General features: G+C 70.2%; 17 protein-coding genes. 7 read left to right on the plus strand and 10 right to left on the minus strand.

Translation table 11 applies throughout. From position 1 onward, the window contains the following. The first annotated feature begins 32 nt into the window (after window positions 1-32). Window positions 33-1145, plus strand: coding sequence for an acyl-CoA desaturase (locus tag HF024_RS02455; RefSeq protein WP_085370680.1), 1113 nt, complete (start codon window positions 33-35; stop codon window positions 1143-1145). A gap of 196 nt (window positions 1146-1341) precedes the next feature. Here HF024_RS02455 and HF024_RS02460 read toward each other — a convergent pair whose 3' ends face one another. Continuing rightward, on the minus strand, window positions 1342-1683 hold the full coding sequence (locus tag HF024_RS02460; RefSeq protein WP_168688519.1) for a YciI family protein: 342 nt from the start codon (window positions 1681-1683) through the stop codon (window positions 1342-1344). 166 nt (window positions 1684-1849) lie between these two features. Between HF024_RS02460 and HF024_RS02465 the strand changes: the two genes are divergently transcribed. After that, window positions 1850-2581, plus strand: coding sequence for a hypothetical protein (locus HF024_RS02465; protein ID WP_247597266.1), 732 nt, complete (start codon window positions 1850-1852; stop codon window positions 2579-2581). A 94-nt stretch (window positions 2582-2675) separates the two neighbouring features. On the opposite strand, the gene HF024_RS02470 is transcribed toward HF024_RS02465, so the two are convergent. The 3 genes from HF024_RS02470 to HF024_RS02480 form a co-directional block, all read right to left on the minus strand. Continuing rightward, window positions 2676-3686 (minus strand): PHP domain-containing protein, encoded by a 1011-nt coding sequence (locus HF024_RS02470; protein ID WP_168688520.1) that lies wholly within the window; start codon window positions 3684-3686, stop codon window positions 2676-2678. 8 nt (window positions 3687-3694) lie between these two features. After that, window positions 3695-5128 (minus strand): MFS transporter, encoded by a 1434-nt coding sequence (locus HF024_RS02475; RefSeq protein ID WP_168688521.1) that lies wholly within the window; start codon window positions 5126-5128, stop codon window positions 3695-3697. A gap of 106 nt (window positions 5129-5234) precedes the next feature. Continuing rightward, entirely contained in the window at window positions 5235-5798 is a 564-nt protein-coding gene (locus tag HF024_RS02480) for a TetR family transcriptional regulator (RefSeq protein ID WP_168688522.1), read from the minus strand. A 98-nt stretch (window positions 5799-5896) separates the two neighbouring features. Here HF024_RS02480 and acs point away from each other — a divergent pair, with 98 nt between their 5' ends. Next, on the plus strand, window positions 5897-7885 hold the full coding sequence (gene acs, locus HF024_RS02485) for an acetate--CoA ligase (protein ID WP_168688523.1): 1989 nt from the start codon (window positions 5897-5899) through the stop codon (window positions 7883-7885). Between the two features lie 2 nt (window positions 7886-7887). Here acs and HF024_RS02490 read toward each other — a convergent pair whose 3' ends face one another. The 4 genes from HF024_RS02490 to treY form a co-directional block, all read right to left on the minus strand. After that, complete coding sequence (locus HF024_RS02490; protein WP_168688524.1) at window positions 7888-8757, minus strand: serine/threonine-protein kinase; 870 nt, start codon at window positions 8755-8757, stop codon at window positions 7888-7890. Further along, entirely contained in the window at window positions 8757-10796 is a 2040-nt protein-coding gene (gene glgX, locus HF024_RS02495) for a glycogen debranching protein GlgX (protein ID WP_168688525.1), read from the minus strand. The genes HF024_RS02490 and glgX overlap by 1 nt, the downstream gene beginning before the upstream one ends. A 115-nt stretch (window positions 10797-10911) precedes the next feature. Continuing rightward, complete coding sequence (gene treZ, locus HF024_RS02500) at window positions 10912-12600, minus strand: malto-oligosyltrehalose trehalohydrolase (protein WP_168688526.1); 1689 nt, start codon at window positions 12598-12600, stop codon at window positions 10912-10914. Continuing rightward, window positions 12597-14870: a malto-oligosyltrehalose synthase gene (gene treY / locus HF024_RS02505; protein WP_085370696.1), complete on the minus strand. Its 2274-nt coding sequence runs from the start codon at window positions 14868-14870 to the stop codon at window positions 12597-12599. The genes treZ and treY overlap by 4 nt, the downstream gene beginning before the upstream one ends. Before the next feature lie 143 nt (window positions 14871-15013). On the opposite strand from treY, the gene HF024_RS02510 reads away from it, so the two are divergent. Next, on the plus strand, window positions 15014-15187 hold the full coding sequence (locus HF024_RS02510; protein ID WP_085370669.1) for a CsbD family protein: 174 nt from the start codon (window positions 15014-15016) through the stop codon (window positions 15185-15187). Between the two features lie 119 nt (window positions 15188-15306). Continuing rightward, window positions 15307-15579, plus strand: coding sequence for a hypothetical protein (locus tag HF024_RS02515; RefSeq protein ID WP_085370668.1), 273 nt, complete (start codon window positions 15307-15309; stop codon window positions 15577-15579). Window positions 15580-15675: 96 nt separating this feature from the next. Here the strand turns inward: HF024_RS02515 and HF024_RS02520 are convergent, their stop codons facing one another. Both HF024_RS02520 and HF024_RS02525 read right to left on the minus strand, forming a co-directional pair. Beyond that, window positions 15676-16620 (minus strand): NADP-dependent oxidoreductase, encoded by a 945-nt coding sequence (locus tag HF024_RS02520; RefSeq protein WP_168688527.1) that lies wholly within the window; start codon window positions 16618-16620, stop codon window positions 15676-15678. Between the two features lie 105 nt (window positions 16621-16725). Next, the gene (locus tag HF024_RS02525) at window positions 16726-17697 is read right to left on the minus strand and encodes a helix-turn-helix domain-containing protein (RefSeq protein WP_168688528.1); all 972 of its coding nucleotides are present in this window, start codon (window positions 17695-17697) and stop codon (window positions 16726-16728) included. Window positions 17698-17783: 86 nt separating this feature from the next. On the opposite strand from HF024_RS02525, the gene HF024_RS02530 reads away from it, so the two are divergent. Together HF024_RS02530 and HF024_RS02535 are read left to right on the plus strand one after the other, a co-directional pair. Further along, window positions 17784-18005, plus strand: coding sequence for a hypothetical protein (locus HF024_RS02530; protein ID WP_247597267.1), 222 nt, complete (start codon window positions 17784-17786; stop codon window positions 18003-18005). Between the two features lie 118 nt (window positions 18006-18123). Further along, window positions 18124-18615 carry an SHOCT domain-containing protein gene (locus tag HF024_RS02535; protein WP_168688529.1) on the plus strand — a complete coding sequence of 164 codons (492 nt, stop codon included), beginning with the start codon at window positions 18124-18126 and terminating at the stop codon, window positions 18613-18615. Window positions 18616-18724: the final 109 nt, after the last annotated feature.

Here is an 18724-nt window from a genome sequence, read left to right on the forward strand (position 1 = left end):
CTGGGAAGTCGATCCAACCGAACGGCCCGCATATGGTTTCGCTCGCCCCTACCGCCGCACCCCGGGCATCCACGCTCGGCCCGATTCGCCGCACCGGCCCCCGCATCGAAGCGGCGCCCCCGGTCACCCAGAGCTTCAAGATCCTGCTGAACACCGTCCGCGACCAGGGCCTGCTCCGCAGGGCGAAGCTGTTCTACGCTCTCGTCGCCGGCGCTCTCGTCCTCGCCCTCGGCGGCGCGGTCGCCGGGATGATCCTGCTCGGTGACAGCTGGTTCCAGCTGCTCATCGCCGCAGCCCTCGGCCTGATCTTCACGCAGTTCGCGTTCCTCGCCCACGAGGCGTCGCACCGCCAGATCGCCGCATCCGGCCCCACGAACGACCGCCTCGGCAGGATGCTCGCCACGCTGGTCGTCGGCATCAGCTACTCGTGGTGGATGACGAAGCACACCCGTCACCACGCCAACCCCAACACCATCGGCAAAGACCCGGACATCGAGGTCGACACCATCTCGTTCGTCGAGGAGGACGCCGCGAAGCGCACCGGGTTCCTCGCCTTCATCACCAGGAAGCAGGGCTACCTGTTCTTCCCGCTGCTGCTGCTCGAGGGCTTCAACCTGCACGGCCGCTCGTTCGGCACCCTGTTCCAGCGCGGCAAGGTGGATGGGCGCGGCAAGGAGTTCGCGTTCCTCGCGATCCGTTTCAGCCTCTACTTCGGCGCCATCTTCTGGCTGCTGCCGCTCGGGATGGCGTTCGCCTTCATCGGCGTGCAGCTCGCCGTCTTCGGCCTGTACATGGGTGCAAGCTTCGCCCCGAACCACAAGGGCATGCCGCTGATCGCCCCCGGCGTGAAGGTCGACTTCCTCAGCCGCCAGGTGCTCACCTCGCGCAACGTGGTCGGCTTCGGCATGACCGGTCTGCTGGGCGGCCTGAACTACCAGGTCGAGCACCACCTGTTCCCGAGCATGGCCAGGCCGCACCTGCGCAAGGCCGCCGCCATCGTGCGCGAGCACTGCCAGACCGAGAACATCCCGTACACCGAGACGTCGCTGATGAACTCGTACGGCATCGTCATCGAATACCTCAACCGTGTCGGCCTGTCCGCGCGCGACCCGTTCGACTGCCCGGCCGCCGCCTCGATGCGCTGACGCGCTGACGCCTTCGCGGCTGTCCCCCGAAGAGTGGACATGCGCTCTGCACAGAGCGGTCTACCGTATGGAGTGATCGCCGGATGGCAGGCCGGACCGTATTCGGGACGGACGGCAGAACTGCACTCCCGGTTTGTGGCGGCGGCGCGAGCTTTCGGGTAGCGAGCGCCGCCGCCGATCTCGTCCCCGGATGCGGCTACGCCCCGAGCGCCCGCACCTCGACCGGCGCGAAGCGCGCTTCGACGAACCGCGCCGCCAGCTCGACCGCCCTGTCGATGCCGGAGACGTCGACCAGGTAGTAGCCGCCGACGAACTCCTTGCTCTCGGTGAACGGCCCGTCGGTGACGTGCACGCCGTGGGCGTCGGTCCTCACGACACGCGCGTCCGTCACGCTGAGCTCTTGGGTATCGACCAGCTCGCCGCTCGCCGTCAGCTCGCGCTGGAGCCCCTGGTGCGCCCTCTCGAATTCGTCCTTGAGGTCTGTCTCCATCCTGGTCACGAACTCGTCGGTGTTGTAGATCGTCAGCAGATACTTCATCGTCGTCTCCTTATCGGCCCTGTCTCCTTCACGTCGAACGGGGTGCGGCCGATTCGACAGCTCGTGAGCGGTCCTTCCCAGAATGTACGCACGCTCAGGCGCGCGGTGCACCGAATCCGCGGATCCCGGTGACCTTTCCGCGGGCCTTTGCTACCCTCGAACGGGTATGCAGTCCGCATCCACCAGCCCCCGCAGTCATGGCCGCCGCTCGGCGGAACGCCGTGCTGCCCTGCGCACGCCGGGGCCGAGGGTGCCCGTGCACCACAGGATCGGCGTGACGCTGGCCGTCCTGGCGCTCATCACCGGCTTCTCGATCGTGCCGACGGATGCCGCCCTCGCGGCGACTCTGGCCGCCCCGGTCAGCACCGTCGCCCCCGGCACGGATGCGCCGGAGCACACCCCCGCGCAGCGCATCGACGTGGATGCGACCATCGCCGCCCCGGTCGTCGCCCGCGACCAGCTCTCGGCGACCGACGGCGTGCAGACCCTCAGCAACAACGGCACGAACGCCGACTGGGCGAAGCTCGTCCTGATGTTCGGCGGGTGGCCGCAGACCGACGCGAACGTGCAGGTGATGCTGCGCTGGATGCGCCAGGAGAACGGTCCTCCCGACTGGTGGAACCGCAACAACCCGCTGAACAACGGCTACGGCTCCGGCGGAGGGGCGGGTCTCGGCAGCTATCCGGACCTCACCACCGCCGCCGAGTACGCGGCGAAGAACCTGCAGCGCGGCTACCCGGGCATCGTCGCGGGCCTCACGGCCGGCACCTCCGCCGACGCGACCGCCGCGGCCATCTGGGCGTCTCCGTGGGCCACCAGCCATTACGGCAACGGCTCCCACTGGAGCACCGCCCCCGTGCAGCTGGTCAAGGCGCCCGCCTCCGCCTGGGGCAACTGACCCCGGCTCCTTCCTCAGCCCCGTCCCGCAGCCATCGAGCCGGGACTTGTGTACGCTCCAGACCGGCGTGTCGCGTGCACAAGTCCCGGCTCGATTATTTGGGGGCCAGCCAGGCGCGGAGGCGGGGGAGCGGCCAGGTGGTGACGATGCGGTCGGCGGGGACGCCGTTGGCGGCGGCACGGGCCGCACCGTACGCGAGGAAGTCGAGCTGGCCGGGAGCGTGGGCGTCGGTGTCGATGCTGAACACGCATCCGGCCGCCAGGGCCAGCTGGATGAGGTCGTCCGGCGGGTCCTGCCGTTCCGGCCGCGAGTTGATCTCCACCGCGACATCGTTCTCCGCGCACGCGGCGAACACCCGCTCCGCGTCGAACTCCGACGGCGGCCGGGTGCCGCGCGAACCGGAGACCAGCCGTCCCGTGCAGTGCCCGAGCACGTTGGTGTGCTGGTCGCGGATGCCGCCGAGCATCCTGGCGGTCATCGTGGCCTTGTCCGAGCGCAGCTTGGAGTGCACGCTCGCGACCACCACGTCGAGCCTGCCGAGCAGCTCGGGCGTCTGGTCGAGCTCTCCGCTCTCCAGGATGTCCACCTCGATCCCGGTGAGCAGTTGCACGCTCCCGGTGTCGAGCGCCGCGATCACGTCGAGCTGTTCGGCGAGACGTTCGGCGCTCAGCCCGTTGGCGACGGTGAGGTTGGGCGAGTGGTCGGTGATCGCCTGGTACTCGCGGCCGAGCGTCGCGGCCGCCGCGGCCATCGCCTCGATCGGCGTCGTGCCGTCCGACCACTCGGTGTGCGCGTGCAGGTCTCCGCGCAGCGCCGCCCGCAACTCGTCGCCGCCCTCGGCCAGTGGATGCGCGTTCTTCTCGCGCAGATCGGCCAGGTAGTCCGGCACCTGTCCGTCCACCGCCTGCGAGATCACCTGGAAGGTGCGGTCGCCGATGCCCTTCGTGCGCTTCAGCCGCCCGTCCGCCACGCGCTCCCGCAGCTCGTCGGCGCTGAGCGGGGCGATGGTGCCCGCCGCCCTCCGGAAGGCCTGCACTTTGAACGTGGGGGCGAGTTCCCGTTCCAGCCAGAAGGCGATCTCGTTCAGGGCGTCGACAGCATCCATGGAGACCATCATGCTCCCGTTCGGCGCTGACGCAGCAGGACGACGACGACCGCGCCGATGATCGCGAGGACGGCGGTTCCGACGAACAGCAGGGAGAAGCCGTCGGAGACCGCGGTGGCAGCAGGGTCGCCGGCGCTGAGTCCCGCCGTGGTGCGGGCGGCCGCCACGCTGCCGAGGACCGCCAGTCCGAGCGCCCCTCCGATCTGCTGGCTGGTGTTGACGAGCCCGCTCGCGAGTCCGGAGTCCTGGGCGGTTGCGCCGTCGACCGCGAGCTGCGTGGCCGTGATGAAGCCTGCTCCCAGCCCGGCGCCGATCAGGATGCTCGGGCCGAGCAGCCCGCCCACGAACGAGGCGTGCGGTCCTGCGGCGGCGAGCCAGAGCATCCCGCCGGCGAAGACCACGAGGGCGGCCACGAGGGTCGGCCGCAGTCCGAGCTTGGCGATCAGGGCCGGCACGACGGCGGCGATCACCACGAGCGACCCGGCGAGGGGGAGCTGGCTGATTCCCGCGGTGAGGGCGTCGTAGCCGAGCACCTCCTGCAGGTAAACGGAGAGGGCGAAGAAGAGCGCTGTCGTCGCGCCGCCGGCGAGGAGCATGACGATGTTTCCGGTGGCTGCGTCCCTGTTGCGGAAGAACGCGAACGGCACCAGCGGATGCGCAGCGCGCCGTTCGACCAGCACGAACGCGGCCAGGAGGGCGAGCGCGGCGGCCGACGTGCCGAGGGTGACCGGGCTCGCCCAGCCGAGCTGACCGGCGAAGCTGAGAGCGGCGACGAGCGCGGTGAGCCCTGCGGTGATCGTGGCCGCCCCCGCGATGTCCATGCGCTGGCGGTCGCCGGCAGGATCGCGACCGACCAGGAACGGGATGGCGACGAGCACCACGACGCCCACCGGCACGTTCACGAAGAACACGGCCTGCCAGCCGAGCAGCGCGGTGAGCACGCCGCCGAGGAGCACGCCGGCCGCGCTCCCGATCCCGGCGACGGCGCCCCAGACGCCGAGAGCCTTCGCGCGGTCCCGTCCGGTGACGAACAGCTGGGTGACCAGCGCGAGGGAGGCCGGCGCGAGCAGAGCGGCGGATGCGCCCTGGACGGCGCGGGCCGCGAGCAGCATCCCGCCGCTCACCGAGAGCCCGGCGATGGCGGACGCCACCACGAAGCCGGCGACGCCGATCAGGAAGACGCGGCGGTGGCCGTAGCGGTCGGCGAGTCGCCCGCCGAGCAGGAGGAGTCCGCCGAAGGGCAGCACGTATGCGGTGATGACCCAGGCGAGCGCGGCGGTGTCGAGGTGGAGCTGCGTGCCGAGCGCCGGGAGGGCGATGTTCACGATGGAGGCGTCGAGCACGACGAGGAACTGGGCGAGGGCGAGCACGCCGAGCGCCCACCAGCGATGCGCGCTGCGGGTGACGGCCGGGGCGCCGACAGTGGTGGATTCGAGGGACATGAGCGATTCCTTCCGGTAGTGAGTGACTGATCAGTCACTCTTGAGGGTGTGGAAAACGGATGGTGCGACGAGAAGTGTGAGAAGGAGGGGAGCGGGGCAGGGACGGCTACGGGTGCCGGATGCCCGCGGTGAGGATGCGGGCCCAGTCGGACGAGTCGCTCTCGATCCCGGCGGTCACGATGAGGTGGCACAGCTGCCCGAAGGCGATGAAGCGCTGCACCTCGTCGTCCGTCGCGCCGGAGCGCGTCTTGGTGAAGCGGGTGATCCTGGCCATGCCCCGCCGCAGGGCAGCACCGATCTCCGGTTCTGCCGCTGCCGACTGGGCGTGTACCTGGAGCATGAGCAGCGAGCGGTCCGCGATGAGCTCCGCGTATGCGTCCCCCATCGTGTAGAGGATGTCGGAGGGCGACTGGCTCGCGCTCGCCGCCGCGCCCGTGTCGAGGGCGTCCTCGATGCGGTCGAAGCAGCGATCCAGGGCGGCCACGAACAGCTTCTCCTTGCCGGGGAACAGCTTGAACACGTAGGCGGGGGAGATCCGGGCGTGCTCGGCGACCGCCGAGATCGGGGTGCCGAGGTAGCCGGACGCCCCGAACACGTCGATGGCGCTGGCGATCACAGTCTCGCGCCGTTCTTCGGCGGTCGAGAGGGTGGAGCGCGAGGAGGAAGACATGTGAGTGACTGTACACTCACTCTTTGCGCGCGGTCAAGCGTTACGTCCCCTTACGCCGCCCAGCGCCCGGCCGCGGCCCCCGCCGCTAGCGTCGGAGGGTGAGCTCCACCATCGAGAACCTCGGCCGCGAGACCCGCCTCTATCCGCCGACCGACGCGTTCGCGGCGCAGGCGAACGTGGGGGCGGATGCGTTCGACGACGCCAGCGATCCCGTCGCGTTCTGGGAGCGTCAGGCCGCGCGGCTGGACTGGGCGGAGCCGTGGCACACCGCTCACACCTGGGAGCCCGCGACCGCCGGCACGGACGGCGAGCTGAGCATCCCGCGCGCCGAGTGGTTCGCGGGCGGCCGGCTGAACGCCGCCGTCAACTGCGTCGACCGGCACGTGGACGCCGGCAACGGAGACAGGGTCGCCATCCACTTCGTCGGGGAGCCGGGCGACACGGAGACCATCACATACGGCGAGCTGCAGCGCCGGGTCGCGAAGGCGGCCAACGCGCTCACGGCCCTCGGCATCGGGCAGGGCGACCGGGTGGTCGTCTACCTGCCGGTGATCCCGGAGACCATCGTCATCACGCTCGCCATCGCGCGCGTCGGCGCCATCCACTCGCTCGTGTTCGGCGGGTTCTCGGCGGAGGCGCTGCGCTTCCGGGTGGAGGACACCGGCGCGAAGCTGCTCGTCACGTCCGACGGCCAGTTCCGGCGCGGCACCGCGGTTCCGGTGAAGGCCAACGCCGACGCGGCCGTCGCGGGGGACAACGCCATCGAGCACGTGCTCGTGGTGCGCCGCACCGGCGACCTGACCCCGGACATCCCGTGGCAGGAGGGCCGCGATGTCTGGTGGCACGACATCGTGGATGCGGCGCCGGACACCCACGAGCCGGAGTTCTTCGACGCGGAGACGCCGCTGTTCATCATCTACACCTCCGGCACGACCGGCACGCCGAAGGGCGTCGTGCACACGACGGGCGGCTACCTCACCCAAGCGTCGTGGAGCCACTGGGCGCTGTTCGACGCCAAGGAGTCCGACGTGTACTGGTGCACGGCCGACCTCGCCTGGGTGACGGCGCACACCTACGTGCTCTACGGTCCGTTCTCCAACGGCGCCACCTCCGTCATCTACGAGGGGACGCCGAACACCCCGCATCCCGGGAGGCACTTCGAGATCATCGAGCGCTACGGGGTCACCACGTACTACACGGCGCCGACGCTCATCCGGACGTTCATGACCTGGTTCCCGCATGGCCTGGGCGACGGGTGGGAGCTGTCGAGCATCCGGCTGCTCGGCACGGTCGGCGAGGCCATCAACCCGGAGGCGTGGGTGTGGTTCAGGGAGCAGCTCGGTGCGGGAAGCGCTCCCGTGGTCGACACCTGGTGGCAGTCGGAGTCCGGTTCCGCCATCGTCGCGCCGCTGCCCGGGGTGACCGCGCTGAAACCCGGATCGGCGACCACGGCCGTGCCCGGCGTGACGGTGCGTGTCGTGGACGAGAACGGCGTGGACGTCCCGCGCGGCTCCGGCGGCTCCATCGTGATCGACGGCACCTGGCCGTCGATGGCGCGCACGGTGTGGGGCAACCCGGAGCGCTACCGGGACTCGTACTGGGCGACGTTCGCCGACCGCGGCTACTTCCTCGCCGGTGACGGCGCCGCCGTGGACGAGGACGGCTACATCTGGCTGCTCGGCCGCCTGGACGACGTCATCAACGTGTCGGGGCACCGCCTGTCGACGATCGAGATCGAGTCGGCGCTGGTCGCGCATCCCCAGGTCGGAGAGGCCGCCGTCGTCGGCGTCGACGACGCGACCACCGGCCAGGCCGTCGCCGCGTTCGTCGTGCCGAGCGGCCAGGCGTCCACCGGGCAGCCGCCCAGCGAGCAGGTGCTGCGCGATCAGGTGACGCGGGAGATCGGCGCCATCGCGAAGCCGCGTCACATCGTCATCGTCCCCGACCTCCCCAAGACCCGCTCGGGCAAGATCATGCGCAGGCTCCTCGTCGACCTCTTCGACGGACGCCCTCTCGGTGACACCACGTCCCTCCAGGACGAGACCGTGCCCCACACCATTCGCGCCCTGCTGCAGAACCGGGTCTGAGGCTAGTCGCGCGAAACCCCGGCGGAGGCGTGAACGCCGTCGGACTCGATGACCGCGTCGCGGAACGCGGCGGTGAGCGTGGCGAACGGCGGCCGGGCGAGAGGGTCGCGCGCGGTCATGGCCGTCAGCAGCGCCGTCCACTGGCCGGGCAGGTCGCCCGGGATGGGCGGGTCGGCCCGCAGCCGTGCCAGGGCGGACTCCACGGCGGAGCCGGGGAAGGTGACCGTGCGCGTGAAGCACTCCAGCAGCACGAGGCCGAGCGAGTACACGTCGCTGGCCGGGGTGGCGTGCTCCCGCGACGCCTGCTCCGGGCTCAGGTAGGCGGCCGTGCCGGTCGTCGTGCCGTTCTCGTCCGGCTCCGGCCCGACGATCCCGCTGGCGATGCCGAAGTCGGTGATGCGCGCCCGTGCGCGGAACGTCGTGGTGCCGTAGGACACCAGCATGATGTTCGACGGTTTGATGTCGCGGTGCACCACCCCGTTGGCGTGCACGTATTCGAGCGCCTCCGACACGTCGTAGGCGATCTCGGCGATCTCCCGCTCGGCGAGGGTGCGCTCCACGATCGCGGTCTGCAGGTCGGTCCCCGACACCAGCTCCATCACCAGGAACGGCCGGGGGTCGTCGAGCGCCGAGTAGTCGACGCCGGCGTCGATCAGGGACACGATGCCGTGGTGGCTGAGCCGCGCGAGCGCCGCCTGCTCCCTGCGGTACTGCAGCATCTCCTCCTCGCCACCGGAGCGGTAGACCTTGATGGCGACCTCGCGGTCGAGGAGCTCGTCCGTCGCGCGGAACACCCGTGCCTCCCCGCCCCTGCCGATGAGGGTGTGCGGCCGGTACCGGCCGAGGAGCGCGGGCACTTCGTGCTCGGACATCAGCCGGCCCGCGAACGCAGCAGCGCGAACGAGGTCTCGCCCACGATCAGGGACTCTGGATGCTCGACCGCGAGCTCGAGGTCGCTCGACAGTTCCAGCTCCCATGCCCCTCCGTCGGTCGCCGGGAGGGCGAAGTCGACGCCGTTCTCCGACGCGTTGAGCAGCAGCAGGAAGCTGTCCGACCCGGCGTGGCGCAGCTCGAACGCGATCGACTTGGCGTCCGCGTCCTCCCAGTCCTCGTCGGAGAACGGCTCGCCGTCGGCACGCACGATGTGCACAGTGTCCGTCGCGCCCGTCTCCGGCGCCTGCCGGTACCAGTCAGGACGCAGAGCCGGCTCCGCCCTGCGCAACCGGATGAGCGCGGTGGTGAAGTCGCGCAGCTCGGTGTCCGCGTCGTCCCAGTGGAACCAGGAGATCTCGTTGTCCTGGCAGTACGCGTTGTTGTTGCCCTGCTGGGTGCGCCCCAGCTCGTCGCCGCCGAGGACCATCGGCACGCCGGCGGAGAGCAGCACGGTGGCGAGGAAGTTCTTCCGCTGGCGTGTGCGCCTCGCGGTGATCTCCGGGTCGTCCGTCGGGCCCTCGACGCCGTTGTTGCATGAGCGGTTGTCGGATTCGCCGTCGGCGTTGTCCTCGCCGTTCGCCTCGTTGTGCTTCTCGTCGTAGCTGGTGAGGTCGGCAAGGGTGAAGCCATCGTGGGCGGTGACGAAGTTGACGCTGGACAGCGGGGAGCGGCGGGAGTCCTCGTAGACGTCCGGGCTGCCGAGCACGCGCTGCGAGAGCGTCGCGAGCATCCCGTCCGTGCCGCGCCAGTAATCGCGCACGTCGTCGCGGAACTTCCCGTTCCACTCCGACCAGCCGGCGGGGAACCCGCCCACCTGGTATCCGGCGGTGTCCCACGGCTCCGCGATCAGCTTGACCGTCGCGAGGGTGGGGTCCTGCTGCACGAGGGTGAGGAACGCGCTGTGCAGGCTGGCGTCTCCACCCTGCCGGGTGAGGGTGGTCGCGAGGTCGAAGCGGAACCCGTCGACGTGCATCTCGGTGACCCAGTAGCGCAGCGAGTCCATGATCAGCTGCAGCGCGGCGGGGTGGCTGACGTTGACGCTGTTGCCGGTGCCCGTCGTGTCGAAGTAGTGCGCAGCGTCGTCTTCGACGAGCCGGTAATACGCGGGGTTGTCGATGCCTTTGAAGCTGAGGGTCGGGCCGAGGTCGTTGCCCTCGGCGGTGTGGTTGTAGACCACATCGAGGATCACTTCGAGGCCGGCAGCGTGCAGCGCCTTGACCATGCCCTTGAACTCGTCCACCTGCTGGCCGGCGTCGCCGGAGGCGGCGTACTCGCCGTGCGGGGCGAAGAACCCGATCGTGTTGTATCCCCAGTAGTTGCGCAGCCCCTTCTCCTGGAGGTGCGCATCCTGCAGGAACTGGTGCACGGGCATCAGTTCGACGGCGGTGACGCCGAGCGAGGTCAGCTTGTCGATGGCGGCGGGATGCGCCAGTCCGGCGTACGTGCCGCGCGCCTCCTCCGGCACCTCGTCGAGCAGCTTGGTGAAGCCCTTCACGTGCGTCTCGTAGACGACCGTCTCGGAGAGCGGTGTCGCCGGCGGCCGGTCGTCTCCCCAGTCGAACGAGTTCGGGTCGATGACGACGGACAGGGCGACGTGCCCCGCTCCGTCGGTCTCGTCGAGCTGGTCCGGGTCGTCGAGGCTGTGCCCGAACACCGCCTGACCGGTGTCGAACGCGCCGGTGACCGCGCGGGCGTGCGGGTCGAGCAGCACCTTCTTGTCGTTGAAGCGGAGCCCGTTCTCCGGGTCCCACGGGCCGGAGACCCGCAGCCCGTACTTCGTGCCCGGCGTGAGCCCCGGCACGATGCCGTGGAAGACGTGCGCCGTGCGCTTGGTCAGCTCGGTCCTGGTCTCGGTGCCGTCGTCGGCGAAGACGCAGACGTACACGGCGTCCGCGTGCTCGCTGTAGACCGCCACGTTGGCGCCGCCATCGACCAGGGTGACCCCCAGCGGATACCGACGGGATGCCTGCTCGGTCATGCGCGTCCCGCTCGATATTCCGTTGTGTTCATGCCAGCCTCGCCTCGTGGTGAATCGTTAGATTATCTAGACATCGTCGCCTGCCGCCACCCGTTGACAGGCGCGGGGGCGTCCGCTAGCCCGCGGGCGCGACCCGCACAGCGTCGCCGAACCGGAGCAGCGCATCCGGGGTCGAACCCGCACTTTCCGGCAGGCGGTTCCCGCGCAGGTTCACCAGCACGCGCATCCCACCTCTGGTGAACGAGAACACGTCGCCGTCTGCGACGATGTCCGTCGCCCGCGCATCGGCGGGGACGGTGCGGCGCAGCGCGATGAGGTCGCGGTAGAACGCGAGCAGCCGCGCGTGCTCCTGCTGCTCCGGCTCGGACCAGTCGAGGTGCGAACGCTCGAACGTCTCCGGATTCTGCGGGTCGGGGACAACGTCGGGATCCCAGCCCATCTTCGCGAACTCGGCGATCCGGCCGCGGGCCGTCGCCTCGCCGAGCTCCTTCTCCGGGTGCGAGGTGAAGAACTGCCACGGTGTCGTCGCGCCCCACTCCTCACCCATGAACAGCATGGGCGTGAACGGCCCGAGCAGCGTGAGCGTCGCGGCGGCCGCCAGCTGCTCCTGGGTGAGCGTGGCGGTGAGCCGGTCGCCGACCGCCCTGTTTCCGATCTGGTCGTGATCCTGGCTGAACGCGACGAGCCTGGTGTGGGGGATGTCCGCATCCAGTGGCCGTCCGTGATGGCGTTCCCGGAAGCTCGACCAGGTGCCGTCGTGGAAGAAGCCGCGGTCGAACACCTTCGCCAGCGACGCCACGCCCGCGAAGTCGGCGTAGTACCCGGTGGTCTCGCCGGTGAGGTTCGCGTGGATGGCGTGGTGCACGTCGTCGTCCCACTGGGCGCCGATGCCGTAGCCGGTGCGCGCGCGGTCACGGATGATGCGCGGGTCGTTGAGGTCGCTCTCGGCGATCAGCGTGAGCGGGCGGCCGAGCTCGGCGCTCGCCGCGTCCACCCTGGTCGCCAGCTCCTCCAGGATGTGCACGGCGCGTTCGTCGTGCAGGGCATGGACGGCATCCAGTCGCAGCCCGTCGACGTGCAGCTCGCGCAACCAGTACAGGGCGTTGTCGACGATGTACTGCCGCACCTCGTCGGACTGCGGCCCGTCGAGGTTGACCGACGCTCCCCAGGTGCTGTGGCCGTCGCCCAGATACGGGCCGTAGACCGGCAGGTAGTTGCCGCTCGGGCCGAGATGGTTGTAGACCACGTCCTGGATCACCGCGAGGCCGCGGGCGTGGCAGGCGTCGACGAACCGCTGGTATGCGGCGGGGCCGCCGTACGGCTCGTGCACCGCGTACCAGAGCACGCCGTCGTAGCCCCAGCCGTGCTCGCCGTTGAACGCGTTGACCGGCAGCAGCTCGACCGCATCCACCCCCAGCTCGACGAGGTGGTCGAGCCGGGCGATGGCGGAGTCGAGGGTTCCGATGGGGGTGAAGGTGCCGATGTGCAGTTCGTAGATCACGGCGCCGGTCAGCTCCCTGCCGCGCCACGCCCCGTCCGCCCACTCGTGCGCGGACGGGTCGAACTCGCGGCTCAGCTCGTGCACGCCGTGCGGCTGCCGCAGCGACCGGGGGTCGGGATGCGGCCCGTCTCCGTCGACCACGAAGCCGTAGTCGAGCGGGGCGTCGCCCGGCAGCGGCGCGTCGAGCTGCCACCAGCCGCCGTCCGTGCGCGTCAGGACGTGCTCTGCGCCGCTGTCTCCGCCGCCGATCACCAGGGAGACGGTGGATGCGCCGGGCGCCCACACCGGGAACCGCCGGTTCACAGCGCCACCAGCAGCGCGACGGGGTAGCGCTCGAAGATCCTGGCCAGCGGGGTGACCCCCGTGTGCTCCGCACCGGTCAGTTCGTCGCGCATCCGTTGTCCTCCGAGGTCGATGGTGGTGTCTCCCCAGCCTCCCGTAGCGGAGAGGCCGATGGGGAGCCTGGTCGCGAGCGCGATGGCGCCGCCGCGGTCGAAGCCGACGAGGTGGTCGGCCTGAGCGCCCTCCGCGAGCACCGGCCGGTACGTCGTGAACAGGTCGGGCCGGTCGCGGCGCAGGCGCAGAGCGCGCGAGGTGACGAGCACCTTCGCGGCCCCGGAGGAGTCGATCTCCGGCAGCCAGCCGTCGTCGATCCTGGCGAGCAGCGCATCCGCCACCTCGAAGCCGACCGGGCGCCGGTTGTCCGGGTCGACCAGCGACTGCTCCCAGCGCTCGCTGCCCTGATAGACGTCCGGCATCCCGGGGGAGAGCAGCTGCAGCAGCTTGGCGCCGAGGCCGTTGGATGCTCCCGCCGCGTCGATCCGCGCGACGATCGCCTCGATCTCCCCGCGCACGATGTCGTCGTCGTATGCCGCGTCGACCAGGCCGAGCAGACGCTCCTCGAAGTCTGCGTCCCCGTCCGTCCACGACGTGCGCGTCCCCGCCTCGCGGGCGGCCTTGAGCGCATATTCGCGCAACCGCTCACGCGAGATCGGCCACGCGCCGACCGCGGCCTGCCACAGTCCGTCCTCCAGCGACGGGTCGCCGATGGATGCGCGGGCGCCCACCTCCCGCAGGAACCGCGCCCACGCCCCCGGCACCTCCGCGAGCTCGGAGACGCGGGCGCGGGTGTCCTCGCCGCGCTTGGTGTCGTGGGTGCTCAGCGTGGTCAGCGACTCGGGCAGACGGGCCAGCCGGTCGGCCTGCCGCTCGTGGAACGTGGCGACGGACACGGCGAACTCCGCGGGCTCCGCGCCCACCTCGGTGAGCGTGATGAGCCGCGTGTACCGGTAGAAGGCGTTGTCCTCGACGCCCTTGGCCATGATCATCCCGCTGGTCTGCTGGAACCGGACGGCTGCGGGGTCGGCAGGGTCGGACAGGCGCTCGGAGACGCGGCCGATGGCGTCGGCGATGTCCGGCCGGGAGGCGAGCGCGGCATCCCGTGCGGTGTGGAGGTGTTCGAGACCGAACGGGAGGTAGCTGCGGTAGACGGGGAAGCAGGCGGCGAGCTCGGCGATGGCGTCGACCGTGTCCTCCCCGGCCTCTCCGCCGTCCAGCTGGCGGGCGATTCTGCGCACCTCCGAGTTCAGGATGCCGTCGGCCACGGCGCGCTTGCGGTCGTGCACGAGCGTCGCCCAGTCCGTCTCCGCGTCGCCCGCGAGCTCAGTGAGTTCCTGCTCGCCCGCCTGGTCGACGAAGACGCGGTCGATCAGCGCCAGCGCGTCATACCCCGTCGTGCCGCTGACCGGCCAGTCCGGGATGCGCTCGTCGCCCTCGATGATCTTCTCCACCCACACCGGCTTGCCGTCGGCGAGCGCGGCCAGGCGCTCCAGGTAGCCTCCGGGGTCGGCGAGGCCGTCCGGGTGGTCGACCCTGAGCCCGTCGACGAGGCCGTCGCGCATCCACCTGCCGATCTCGACGTGGGAGTCGTCGAAGACCTTCTCGTCCTCCACCCGGATGCCCGCGAGCGTGTTCACCGCGAAGAACCGGCGGTAGTTGAGGTCGTGGTCCGCGCGCCGCCAGGAGACCAGCTCGTAGTGCTGGCGGTCGTGCACCTCGGCGGGGCTTCCGCCCTCCGTGCCCGGGGCGATGGGGAAGCGGTGCTCGTAGTAGCGCAGCTCGCCGTCGACGAGCTGCAGCTCTGCGGTGTCGTCGTCGCTGCCGAGCACCGGGATGCGTACCCGGCCTCCTCCTGCCGCCCAGTCGATGTCGAAGTGGCCGGCGTACGCGGAGTCCTGACCGTGCGTGAGCAGATCCCACCACCAGGCGTTCAGGCGCGGGGTCGCGATGCCGACGTGGTTGGGCACGATGTCGACGAGCACCCGCAGTCCGCGGCGGTGGGCGGCGTCGGAGAACGCGCGCAGCGCATCCTCTCCTCCGCGGGCCGGGTCGACGCGGGAGTGGTCTATCACGTCGTAGCCGTGTGCTGAGCCCGGCTCCGCCTCCAGCAGAGGGGAGAGGTACACCCAGCCGGCGCCGAGCCTCCGCAGATAGCCGAGAAGTTGTGCGGCGTCGCGCAGGGTGAATTCGGGGGTGATCTGGATTCGATAGCTACTGGTGCTCACGTTTGTCATCCTCTTCGCGTCCGCCCCCGCTGGGAAGGCCCGCATTCTCCGAAGTTCCTGGCAAGGGGGTAGAAGCGACGGGCGGGGAGTGGGAGCGTCGTTCACAGGTCGGCGGACAGCCGACGCGAATGCGTGAGAAAGGGAGGATCGTCATGGGACTCGACGACAAGATCCACAACGCTGCTGAGAACGCAGGGGGCAAGGCCAAGGAAGCGGCTGGCAAGGCCACCGGCAACGAGCGCCTCGAAGCTGAGGGCAAGGCGGACCAGACCAAGGCCGACCTGAAGAACGCCGGCGAGAAGGTCAAGGACGCGTTCAAGGAATAGTCCACGAACGACGAGAAACGGCCGTACCCCGGAATGGGGTGCGGCCGTTTCTCGGTGCACAGACTCTTCACCGCGCGTTCATCTGGTGTTCACCGCTCCGCGGGAGTAAGTTCCGGAGAATGGGCGACCGTGTGGAGCGCGCCAAGGCCTGGCGCGGAGTGGGTATCGGGCTGTCGTTCGCCGTTCTGGCGGCGATCGCGACCGGTGCGCTCGCCGTGGCCATCCCGACGCAGGGCGAGAATCCGCGGGCCTGGGGAGTGATCGTGTGCGGTGTTCTCACCGTCGCGATCTGCGTCCAGCTGGCCCTCCGGAACTGGCGCAGGATCCGTCATTACCGGGGCGACGACCTCCCGCTGGCGAGGGCTGGAGCGAAAAACCGTACGACCGGTTAATGCTAGTATTTTGGGCACGAGGCGCCGGTGTTGGTCGACGCCGTCACGGGGGTTATGGCGCACCCGCCGGCGCCTCTTCTCCGCTGCGCCCCCTCGTCACGGCAACAGGATGACCTTCCCGCCGGGGTGACCGGACTCCACCAGCCGCTGCGCATCCGCCGCCTTGCCCAGCGGGAACGTCCGCGCGATCTCGACCACGAACTCGCCGCGTGCGATCAGGTCGAGCGCAGCTCCGTACGCCTCCTCCCGCCACGCCTGCTCCTGCGGTGTGAGGGGAACGGGACTGCCACCCGCCCACGCCTGGATGCCCCACTCGGCGGCGCGTGCGCCCATCACGATGGTGCCGATCCGCGAGCGGTCGTCGACCAGTTCGAAGGACGCCTCCAGCGCTTCGTCGGTGCCAACCGCATCCAGGATGCGGTCGTAGCCCTGCGGCGCTGCGGCGCGCAGACGATCGACCAGCCCCGGTCCGTATTCCACCGGGATCGCACCGAGGGCGAGCAGGGCGTCGTGGTTGCCCGCGCTCGCCGTGGCCACCACGGTGGCGCCGTCACGTGTCGCGAACTGGATCGCCGCGCGTCCCACGCTGCCGGAGCCTCCGTGGATGAGCAGCGTCATCCCCTTCCCGACGCCCAGCGAACGCAGCGCCTGGTACGCAGTGCTCACCGGAACCCCGATCGCGGCGGCCTGCTCCCAGGTCACCGCTCCCGGCTTCCGCACCAGCTGGGCCGTGGATGCGGTGAGCTGGCTCGCGTATGCACCGTGCGCCCCGCGCACCACCACCTCATCGCCCACCGCCCAGTCCGCGACGCCGTCGCCGACCTCGGACACGACGCCGGCAGCGTCGGAACCGAGCCCGCGCGGCCCGGTGATCGGACCGCTCGGCCGCAGCGCAGACCGGATCTTCCCGTCGATCGGGTTCACTCCCGCCGCCCGCACGTCGACCACCACGCCGCCCGCCGGCGCCGTCAGAGGCGGAACGTCCACCACTTCGAGCACCTCCGGCCCGCCGAACCGCTCGTACTGCACCCGCTGCCCCATCACCGCTCCTCTCGCCGCGTCCCCAACCCCACCCCGAAACTATCGAGTCCGCACTTATGCACGCGACACGCCGGGGTGGGGCGTGCATAAGTCCGGACTCGATTTTCAGGGGGAGGTGAGCGCGGGCTCGCGGCGGGCGAACGCGGCGCGGTAGCGCGTCGGCGCGACGCCGACCTCCGCGTCGAAGTGGTGGCGCAGCAAGGTCGCGCTGGCGAACCCGCACTGGCGAGCCACTTCATCCACCGGCAGGTCGGTCGTCTCCAGCAGCAGCCGCGCGTGCAGGATGCGCTGGGTGGTCAGCCACTGCATCGGCGACACCCCGGTCTCGGCGACGAAGCGGCGGGAGAAGCTGCGGGTCGACATGTGCACGCGGTCGGCGAGCCCGCTGACCGTGTGGTTCTCGTCGAGGTTCTCCGTGAGGTGGGCGAGCAGTTCGGTGAAGGTGTCGTCGGCGCAGTCCGGCACCGGCCGTTCGATGTACTGCCGCTGGCCGCCGTCGCGCTGCGGGGGGACGACCATGTTGCGTGCGATGGAGTTGGCCGTCGCGCTGCCGAGCTCCCTGCGCACCAGGTGCAGGCTCGCATCCACCCCGGCGGAGGTGCCGGCGCTCGTGATCAGGTTGCCGTCGTCGACGAACAGCACATCGGCGTCGACGTCCGCGGCGGGGAAGCGCCGGGCGAGCGCGTCGGCGTAGCGCCAGTGCGTCGTGACCTTGCGGCCGTCGAGCAGCCCGGCCGCGCCGAGGATGAACGCGCCGGAGCACACGCTGAGCAGGATCGCGCCGCGGTCGGCCGCGCGGCGCAGAGCGTCGATCAACTCGGGCGGGTACTCGTCCCTGATGCGCGCGGCCGGCACGGCGATCAGGTCGGCGTCGTCCATCGCCTCCAGCCCGTACGGCGCGATGATCGGCGCTCCTGTCGGGTTCGGGATGGGGACGCCGGGCTCGATCGCGCACACCCGGAAGTCGAACGGCTCGATGCCGGCGTAGCTGCGGTCGAGGCCGAAGACCTCGCAGACCACGCCGAATTCGAACATGGCGAAGTCGTCGATGAGCGGCACTGCGACAGAGCGGATCATGCCCGTCAGCATACTGGCCGAATCTTTGCGAAGGAAGACCCAAAGCCATCTCGTGGCCGAATGTTTTCTTCCGTAACGTTCATGTCATGGCACAGGGAATCTTCGTACAGGGTATGGAACACGGCTGGATCGGCCACGCGACCGGCGCCGAGAGTGCGATCGACCGCATCCCGCGTCGTCGGCGGTTCGTGTTGAGCGAGTGGCTTCCGGCAGCACTGCGGGCGCGCGGGATGCGCGTCGACCGCGAGACGGAGCGCGCGTACGCCGACCTCAGCGCGGCGCGCGACGCCCGGGAGTCCGGTCGCTGACCGTTCCGCCGCTGCAGGACACCGGTCGTAACGCGGTCTAGACGGGCCGAACCTCCCGCGCTACTCTCAGCGCATACCCAGGCCCGCCTCGGCCGGGGTCACGGAGGGTGGGGAAATCATGTGGGATAACTTCTGGAACATCATCTGGCTCTTCTTCTGGAGCTTCGCGTTCATCGCGTACTTGTTTGCGCTGTTCTCGATCGTGGGCGACCTGTTCCGCGACCACAAGCTCAACGGCTGGTGGAAGGCGCTGTGGATCATCTTCCTGATCTTCGTGCCGTTCCTCACCGCGCTGGTCTACCTGATCGCACGCGGGCCTGGCATGGCGGAGCGCAGCCAGAAGGAAGCGCGTCAGGTGCAGAGCGCGACCGACCAGTACATCCGGACCGTCGCGAGCACGAGCCCGGCCGACGAGATCGCCAAGGCCAAGCAGCTCCTCGACCAGGGTGTCATCACCCAGGAGGAGTTCGCGCACCTGAAGGCCCGCGCCCTCGCGCACGACGGAACGCCGGCCGGTGGGGCTCATGCAGCGCCGTCTGCGCCGGCACCTGCCGCCGCAGCGCCCGCCGCGCCGACACCGCCCGCACCGCCTGCTCCGCCCGCTGCCTGACGCAGCCCTGACGCGGCGAGCGCCCCAGAAGAAGGGGTCCGTGTTGACCGACCGGTATGCAAAGAGGTTTGCTTAAGGGGTCGGCTGGCGCAGACGCTGGGATCCAGGG

It is taken from the genome of Leifsonia sp. PS1209 (assembly GCF_012317045.1).
Classification (GTDB): Bacteria; Actinomycetota; Actinomycetes; order Actinomycetales; family Microbacteriaceae; genus Leifsonia.

Bases quoted from the DNA above. Each gene is read 5' to 3' on its own strand.
- HF024_RS02455 (WP_085370680.1), top strand. From the start codon at position 33: ATGGTTTCGCTCGCCCCTACCGCCGCACCCCGGGCATCCACGCTCGGC.
- HF024_RS02460 (WP_168688519.1), bottom strand. From the start codon at position 1,683: ATGAAGTATCTGCTGACGATCTACAACACCGACGAGTTCGTGACCAGG.
- HF024_RS02465 (WP_247597266.1), top strand. From the start codon at position 1,850: ATGCAGTCCGCATCCACCAGCCCCCGCAGTCATGGCCGCCGCTCGGCG.
- HF024_RS02470 (WP_168688520.1), bottom strand. From the start codon at position 3,686: ATGGATGCTGTCGACGCCCTGAACGAGATCGCCTTCTGGCTGGAACGG.
- HF024_RS02475 (WP_168688521.1), bottom strand. From the start codon at position 5,128: ATGTCCCTCGAATCCACCACTGTCGGCGCCCCGGCCGTCACCCGCAGC.
- HF024_RS02480 (WP_168688522.1), bottom strand. From the start codon at position 5,798: ATGTCTTCCTCCTCGCGCTCCACCCTCTCGACCGCCGAAGAACGGCGC.
- HF024_RS02490 (WP_168688524.1), bottom strand. From the start codon at position 8,757: ATGTCCGAGCACGAAGTGCCCGCGCTCCTCGGCCGGTACCGGCCGCAC.
- glgX (WP_168688525.1), bottom strand. From the start codon at position 10,796: ATGACCGAGCAGGCATCCCGTCGGTATCCGCTGGGGGTCACCCTGGTC.
- treY (WP_085370696.1), bottom strand. From the start codon at position 14,870: ATGACAAACGTGAGCACCAGTAGCTATCGAATCCAGATCACCCCCGAA.
- HF024_RS02510 (WP_085370669.1), top strand. From the start codon at position 15,014: ATGGGACTCGACGACAAGATCCACAACGCTGCTGAGAACGCAGGGGGC.
- HF024_RS02515 (WP_085370668.1), top strand. From the start codon at position 15,307: ATGGGCGACCGTGTGGAGCGCGCCAAGGCCTGGCGCGGAGTGGGTATC.
- HF024_RS02520 (WP_168688527.1), bottom strand. From the start codon at position 16,620: ATGGGGCAGCGGGTGCAGTACGAGCGGTTCGGCGGGCCGGAGGTGCTC.
- HF024_RS02525 (WP_168688528.1), bottom strand. From the start codon at position 17,697: ATGATCCGCTCTGTCGCAGTGCCGCTCATCGACGACTTCGCCATGTTC.
- HF024_RS02530 (WP_247597267.1), top strand. From the start codon at position 17,784: ATGGCACAGGGAATCTTCGTACAGGGTATGGAACACGGCTGGATCGGC.
- HF024_RS02535 (WP_168688529.1), top strand. From the start codon at position 18,124: ATGTGGGATAACTTCTGGAACATCATCTGGCTCTTCTTCTGGAGCTTC.